At 72.0% G+C, this 7,081-nt stretch carries 6 protein-coding genes; 5 read left to right on the forward strand and 1 reads right to left on the reverse strand.

Translation table 11 applies throughout. The annotated features are described in order from the left end of the window. Positions 1-151: 151 nt before the first annotated feature. Entirely contained in the window at positions 152-2,896 is a 2,745-nt protein-coding gene (locus AB0G50_RS20165; RefSeq protein ID WP_360110582.1) for a BTAD domain-containing putative transcriptional regulator, read from the reverse strand. 156 nt (positions 2,897-3,052) lie between these two features. Here AB0G50_RS20165 and AB0G50_RS20170 point away from each other — a divergent pair, with 156 nt between their 5' ends. The 5 genes from AB0G50_RS20170 to AB0G50_RS20190 all read left to right on the forward strand — a co-directional run bounded on the left by AB0G50_RS20170 (position 3,053) and on the right by AB0G50_RS20190 (position 6,993). Beyond that, positions 3,053-3,469: a hypothetical protein gene (locus AB0G50_RS20170; RefSeq protein WP_360110585.1), complete on the forward strand. Its 417-nt coding sequence runs from the start codon at positions 3,053-3,055 to the stop codon at positions 3,467-3,469. Between the two features lie 13 nt (positions 3,470-3,482). After that, complete coding sequence (locus AB0G50_RS20175; protein WP_360110588.1) at positions 3,483-5,072, forward strand: PPE domain-containing protein; 1,590 nt, start codon at positions 3,483-3,485, stop codon at positions 5,070-5,072. Then, complete coding sequence (locus AB0G50_RS20180; RefSeq protein ID WP_360110591.1) at positions 5,069-5,833, forward strand: ESX secretion-associated protein EspG; 765 nt, start codon at positions 5,069-5,071, stop codon at positions 5,831-5,833. The genes AB0G50_RS20175 and AB0G50_RS20180 overlap by 4 nt, the downstream gene beginning before the upstream one ends. A 183-nt stretch (positions 5,834-6,016) precedes the next feature. Then, the gene (locus AB0G50_RS20185) at positions 6,017-6,532 is read left to right on the forward strand and encodes an NAD(P)H-dependent oxidoreductase (protein ID WP_360110594.1); all 516 of its coding nucleotides are present in this window, start codon (positions 6,017-6,019) and stop codon (positions 6,530-6,532) included. Beyond that, positions 6,529-6,993, forward strand: a complete 465-nt coding sequence (locus tag AB0G50_RS20190; RefSeq protein WP_360110597.1) for a flavin reductase family protein — start codon at positions 6,529-6,531, stop codon at positions 6,991-6,993. Before AB0G50_RS20185 ends, AB0G50_RS20190 begins: the two co-directional genes overlap by 4 nt. Positions 6,994-7,081 lie beyond the last annotated feature (88 nt).

The following is a 7,081-nucleotide window of genomic DNA, read 5'->3' on the forward strand; positions in this document are numbered from 1 at the left end:
CACCGAACCGCCCAACCGCCGCCCAAACTCGACAACGGCCCCCTTGACGCATGTGGTTGCCTCAGGCAGGCCATACGGGGAGAACACGACGCCCTTACACCTCTCTGGCGGTCAGCCCGTCCGGCGAGGACGCTTTTACGCCCTTAACTCCCTAAACCACACCCACACCCAACGCAGGATCGATCTTCCGAACCAACTCGTCCCCATCGGCCAACCGAAGGTTCCGATACAGGCTCAACGCCGCAACCCAATGCGGCGTAGCCACCTCAATCCCCTCCAACTGCTCCAACACATCCCCGATGGCCCGGTGGCACAACGCCTCCTGGTACCGATCCCCCAACCGCTCGGCCAACGCCAACCCCTCCCGATAAGAAGCCAACGCCTCCCCCAACCGCCCCAACGCCTGCAACGCCGCCCCCACCGTATGCAACGTGGCCGTATGAGCCTTCGACGGCGCCAACGACGAAAACAGCACCAACGCCGAAGAAGCCTGCTGCAACGCCTCAGAAGCCCGCCCCTGCCGCAACAACACATTGGCCAGGTTGTTCCGAACAGAAGCCTGCGACCGCGAGTCCCCCACCTCGGCCGCAACCTCCAACGCCTCGAGAATCGAAGCCTGGGCAGCCTCCAACCGCCCATCAGCCATCAGGCAGTACCCCAAATTGGCCAACGCAGCCAACTCCAAGTGCCGATCCCCACCGGCCAACTCAGCCGCCCGAGTACAAGCCGACACGGCTTCGTCAAACCGCCCCAGATCGGCCAACGTCGACCCCAACCGCAACAGGAACGTCGCCTCGGCGTGCGCGTCCCCCAACTCCCGCACCGCAGCCAACCCGATCCGACACAACGCCAACCGGTCCTGCAAGTTCCCCCGCCGAAAGTGGAACGCGTCCAGGCACAGGGCCAACTGCCAGGTCCGCCGAGCCTGCCCCCCGTGCACCGCGATGTCCAACACCAGCCCGAGATTCGCCTCTTCCCGGGTGAACCAGTCCAACGCCGCCGCATGCGAGTCCAACGACGGGAACGTCACCGGCGGATGCTCCAACGCCCCGAACGGCCGCACATGATCGGACAGATGCGCCCGAGCGGCATCCGCCACGAACAAGTAGTAGTCCAACAACCGATCAGTGGCATCCCGAGTGTCCACTTCGGACTCCACGGTGGCCAGCTGATGGGTGAACAACCGCACCAGGTCGTGCCGCGAGTACCGATCGGGCGTCGACTCGTGCAACAGGTTCGCATAGGCCAACGTCCGCAGATGCGTCCGAGCCGTCACCACGTTGATGTCCAACAACGCCGCGGCCGCATACGAATCCAGGTCCATCCCCGGGTGCAACCCCAACCGCCGGAACAACCGAGCCGCCCCCTCGGGCAACTCCCGATAAGACACGGCCAACGCCGCGTGCACCCCACGCCCCGCCTCGGGCAACGACAACGCGGACAACCGCGAATCCTCGTCCCGCAACTCGTCCACCAACGACTGCACCGTCCACCGAGGCCGCGAGGCCAACCGCGCCCCCGCGATCCGCAACGCCAACGGCAACCGATCACACTGGTCGACCAACTCCGCGACAGCCTCGGGCTCGGCCTCGATCCGCACCCGCCCCAACAACGCCGTCAACAAATCCTCAGCCCCGGAGGCCGCCAACGTCGGCACCGCCAACGAGGTCGCCCCCTCGGTCACCACCAGATCGTCCAGCCGGTGCCGCGAGGTCACCAGCACCAGGCACCGGGCCGACCCGGGCAGCAAGGGCCGCACCTGCTCGGCCGACCGCGCGTTGTCCAGGAACACCAGCACCCGCCGCCCGGCCACCAACGACCGGAACTGCGCCGCCTGCCCCTCCAGGTCGCCGGCGATCTGCGAGTCGGTCAACCCCAACGCCCGCAGGAACCCGACCAGCGCGACACGCGGGTCCAACGGCTCGGTCTCGTCGAACCCCCGCAGGTTCACGAACAGCTGCCCGTCGGGGAACTCCACGGCCGCCCGATGAGCCCAGTGCAACGCCAACGCCGTCTTCCCGACCCCGGCCGGCCCGACGAGCAACCCGATCGCCGAGTCCTGCCCGACCAACCCGGAGGTCAGGTCCGACAACTCCTCCTCGCGCCCGACGAACCCCCGGTGCTCCCGGGGCAGCTGCGCCGGCACCGGCCCGCGTTCCGCGGCCCGCGGCGCGCTCTCCCCCGCGAGCACCGTCTGGTACGCCTCGCGCAACTCCGGCCCGGGATCGACGCCCAGCTCCTCGGCCAGCCGCTCGCGGGTCCGGTGGAACACCTCCAGCGCCTCGGCCTGCCGCCCGGTCCAGTGCAACCCCAGCACCAACCGCGCGACCAGCGGCTCGCGCAACGGGTGCGCGTCGGCCGCCTCGCGCAACCCCGTCACCGCCTCGCCCGCCCGGTCCAGCCGGAACAGCCGCCCGGCAAGCTCCTCCACGGCGACCAGCCGCAACTCCTCCAACCGCGCGGACATCGCGTCCCGCAGCTCGGCGCCCGGCACGTCGGCCAGCAACGGCCCGCGCCACAGCGCCAACGCGCCCGCCAACGACCGCGCCGCGACCTCGTCCGACTCGGCGCGCGCGGCGGCGACCAGGTCCTCGAACCGGAACACGTCGACCGCGGCGCGCGGTCCGGTGAGCACGTACCCGGGCGCGCGGGTGATCAGCGCGACATCGTCCACGAGCAGCTTGCGCAGCTGGGCGATATGTCCCTGAAGGGCGGCTTTGGCCTGCGGAGGGGGTGAGCCGTCCCACACCAGTGACAACAGCCGGTCACCGGACACCACCCGGTTGAGCTCCAACGCCAGGGCCGCGAGCACCGTCCTGCGCTTGGCGGCACCCACCCGCACGGGCTCGCCACCTGCGGAGACCAGCTCAACCGGGCCCAGCAGGTTCACCCGCATCCTGAAAACCTTTCGGCGTTGTCACCGTGTAGTCGAAGAGTTTCGCACAGTCGTCACGGCCGTCCGGTCCTCCGCATTGGTGGCGCGTTGGCCGGGCGTTGGCGCTCAGCGTGACCCTGGGTTTCGTCCAGCAGGCTGCCTTCGCGAGGGAATCCGATGTACATCGCCGAAGCGGGGAATGAAGAACTGGCGACGAAGAGGAGGCCGTACGTCGGCTCCCAGATCGTCGCGCTCCAGGAGTCGGTGAACTCGGGTCGCGTCTCGCTCGACCCCGCGACCGGCGAGGAGCTCCGCCGCATGCTCGTGGAACAGATCGACCAGGTCGACTCGTGGCTCGAACGGGCGGGCAGGCTCGCCCGGCCGGCGCCGCTGGGCACGAACCCCGTCGGCGACAAGATGGCCCAGAAGTTCGAGGCCCGCGCCGACGGCGACCCGCTGTCCTTCGTGACCGTCATGACGTCGTACCGCGAGGTGCTCCAGCAGACGCACGACTCGGTGCAGAGCGCGATCCGCAACTTCCAGTTGGTCGACGAGGAGCACCGCTCCGCGCTGCGCCGGCTGACCGGGAACTGAGAGGCGAGAGGTCATGCCGCAAGACGAGATCGACCTGGTCCTCACCGACACCCAGAACTGGGCGTCCCGCTCGCACCGCGAGCTCTACGACTCGGTGCACACCAACAACGACCCCGGCCAGACCGGCGAGATCGGCGCGGAGTGGGGCCAGTTCGGCACCGAGCTGACCGAGTCGGCGCGCGTGATCAACGAGCGGGTGGCGGCGTCGGAGAGCGGCTGGACCGGTGAGGCGGCCGACGGCGCGCGCGCCGCGATCAAGCGCCTCGCCGAGTGGGTCACCGGCACCGCGGAGACGGCCGTGTCGGTCGGCACCAGGGTGCAGGACCAGAGCCGGATCATGGAGAACGCCCGGGCCAGCATGCCCGAGCCGGTCGAGTTCGACTGGAACCAGGCGGGCGGCACGTTCACCGCCGGCGGCATCCAGGGACTCGCCTCCTCGGCGGCCGACGTGCAGGCGGCCAACGACTACGCGCGCGCCTCGCACGAGCAGGCCGTGGCGGTCATGGCGACCATGGAGAACGAGTCGCGCGCGGTCGACCAGTCGACGCCGCGCTTCACCGCGCCGTTCAACCCGGTCACCGGCAGGCCCGAGGAGCCGCAGCCGGTGGCGCTGCGCACCGCGGCCGCGCAAACCCTGGGTGAGGCGCAGGCGGCGATCCCGCCGTCCGGTGGCGGCGGTGGCGGCTACACCGCGCCGTCCGGCTACCAGGGCCAAACCGCGCAGACGCCGTCCACCCCCGCGTACACGCCCCCCGGTGGCGGGTACGACGGCGGCGGTGGCGGCGGCGGTGGGTACGGCGGCGGTGGCGGCGGGTACCAGCAGCCCGGTGGCGGTTCGTACGGCGGTGGAGGCGGTGGCGGCACCCCGCTCGCGCCCGCGGCGTCCTACCGGCCCGAGGGCACGACGGCCGCCGCCGCGGCGGCCCAGGTCCCGGTGGCCAACCCGTACAAGGCGCCGGCCGCGGGCCAGTACCAGGCCCCGACCTACACCCCGCCGACCGGCACCAGCGGTCTGCCCACGTACACGCCCCCGAACCCCGGCTACACGCCGCCCGCGACCAAGCCCGGCGGCGGCTACACCCCGCCGACGACGCGTCCGGGCACGACCGGCGGTTTCGGTCCCACGGGCACCCAGCCCGGCGCGAAGGGCGTTCCCGGCTTCGGTCCCACCGGCTCGGGTGGCGCGCCGGGCGGCGCGTCGGCCGGTCGGTTCGGCGGCGGTGGCGGCGCGGGCGGCTTCGGCGGCGGGGGCGGTTACGGCGGTCCCACGGGCGGCAACGGCGGGTTCGGCCCGTCGGGCTCCGGTGGCGCCGGCGGTCAGCTCGGTGCCGGCGGCGGCACGGGCCAGCTCGCCAACCGCGGTCCGATGGGTCCCGGCGGTTTCGGTCCCACGGGGTCGGCCGGCGCGGGCAACCCGGGCATGGGCGGCGCGCCGATGGGTGGCGCGGGCGGCGGTCACGGCGCCGGGCAGGACGAGGACAAGGAACGCAAGTCCGCCGCGTACATCCGCGGTGAGGACATCTTCGAGATGCCGGGCGAGAACCTGCCCCCGTCGGTGATCGGCGGGGCGAAGCCCAAGCAGCCCAAGGGCGGCCAGTCGTGATCGAACCCCAGTACCTGCTGACGCCGCGGCAGCTGGACGTGCTGTGGCACGACCTCGGCCTCGGTCGGCTGCCGTACCCGCTCGACGTGCCCAGCCTGGGCGGCACCACCGAGGACCGCGCGCGGTTGCGGGCCGAGGTGCTGGCCGAGCTGGGCGGTGCCGACGACCGGCTCGTCGACCTGCTCCGGCTGCTGGCCGACCACCGGGTGTCGGTGGACGCGGTCGCGCAGATCGACCGCACGGTCCGCGCGGTCGCGGCGTCGGACGGGCAGCGGGCGGTGCTCGCGGTGATCGACAGCGGCAAGATCGGGCTGCTGGAGATCCGGCCGACCTCGTTGGCCAGGGCGATCGTGGAGGTGCTGCCGGACGGCGCGGCGGGTCCCGGCGCGGCGTTGTCGCTGACGTTGGAGCAGCTGGACGCGGCCGTGGCGTTGCAGGGCGAGCAGCAGGGCGACGAGGACGAGGACCCCTGGGGCGACAACGAGTTGAGCGAGCGCGAGGCCTTGCAGAAGGTCGGCCTGTCGCGCGAGGACGCCTCGGTGGTGTCGGAGCTGGCGACGAGCCGGATCGCGGGCGGCCAGTTCGGCGTCAGCTACGGCGGCGGTCACCGGCCGGCCAGGGCGGACACGCTGATCACGTGGTTCGACACCAACCAGGGCCGCTACCTGATGGTGCACGAGGGCGGCTGGCTGAGCCTGGCGCCGACCGACAACGACCGCATCGCGGTCCGCATCGACAAGGTGCTCACCTCGGTGGCCTGATCCACCCGTTCCACCCCGGAACGCCCCGGCGCCCACGCGGCCCCGGGGCGTTCCGATCTTCATCCCACTGCGGGGTGAAGATCAGACCCGGCCGTGAGTACCACCCCGTATTCCCCCCGACCCGGTTCGTCCCGAACGGTGGACCCCGTTGAGACTGCCTGCCCGGGTTGCGATGCTCGGCGGGTGACCCAGCAACTGGTAGTCGGCACTCTCGTTGGCAATCCCCGTCCGGGATCCCGCACGTTGAACGCCGCTCTCGCCCTGCGCGACGCCGTGGGCCGGGCCGTCGGCCAGGACGTGTCGGGCGGTCCGGTGGTCGACGCCGCCGAGCTCGCGGCGGAGGTGTTCGCGGCCGGGTCGACGGCCGTGCGCGAGGCGTTGGAGTCGTTGGCGACGGCGGACGTGCTGATCGTCGCGTCGCCGACCTACAAGGCCACCTACACCGGCCTGCTGAAGGCCGTCCTCGACCAGGCGCCCGGCGGCTGGCTCAAGGGCCGGGTGGCGCTGCCGCTGCTGGTGGCCGCGTCCGACAAGCACGCGCTCGCGGTGGAACTGCACCTCAAGCCGCTCCTCGCGGAGCTGGGCGGTTCCGTGCCGGGACGCGGGATCTTCGTCAACGAGGCCGAGCTGGGCACCGCGTTGGACGACCACCTGCGCGACGCGGGCTGGTTCACGACTCCCGTGGGGGCAGCACGATGACCGATCTGCGCAGCGCGCTCCGCGACTTCCCGCAACAGGTGGGCATCGTGACGGCGACGGGTCCGGACGGACCGGTCGGCGTCACGGTCAGCAGCTTCACCTCCGCTAGCATGGACCCGCCGCTGATCGTGGTGTGGATCGCCGAGGGCGCCTCGGCGTGGCCGGTCCTGCGCACCTCGCCGCTGTTCGCCGTGCACCTGCTGCACGCGGGCCAGCACGCGCTGTCCGACCTGTTCGCCAAGTCCGGCTCCGACCGGTTCGGCGTCGACACCCACTGGCAGTCCGATGTGGACGGTGTGCCGCACCTGCTCGACGCGCCGCTGCGACTGCGCTGCCGGACGTCGCGGCGGATCGCCGTCGGCGACCACGTCGCCCTGGTCGGCGAACCGCTGGAGATCCAGCACGCCACCGGGAACCCGCCCCTGGTCCGCTTCCAGGGCCGCTACACCTCGGTCGCCTGACCGCCGACGGGGGGCCCCGGCGGGGGGGGGGGGGGGGGGTGGGTGGGGGGCGCCCAGAACGGGGTGAGGGGGCGACGCCCCCCCGCCC

It is taken from the genome of Actinosynnema sp. NPDC020468, from assembly GCF_040642015.1.
Classification (GTDB): Bacteria; Actinomycetota; Actinomycetes; order Mycobacteriales; family Pseudonocardiaceae; genus Actinosynnema.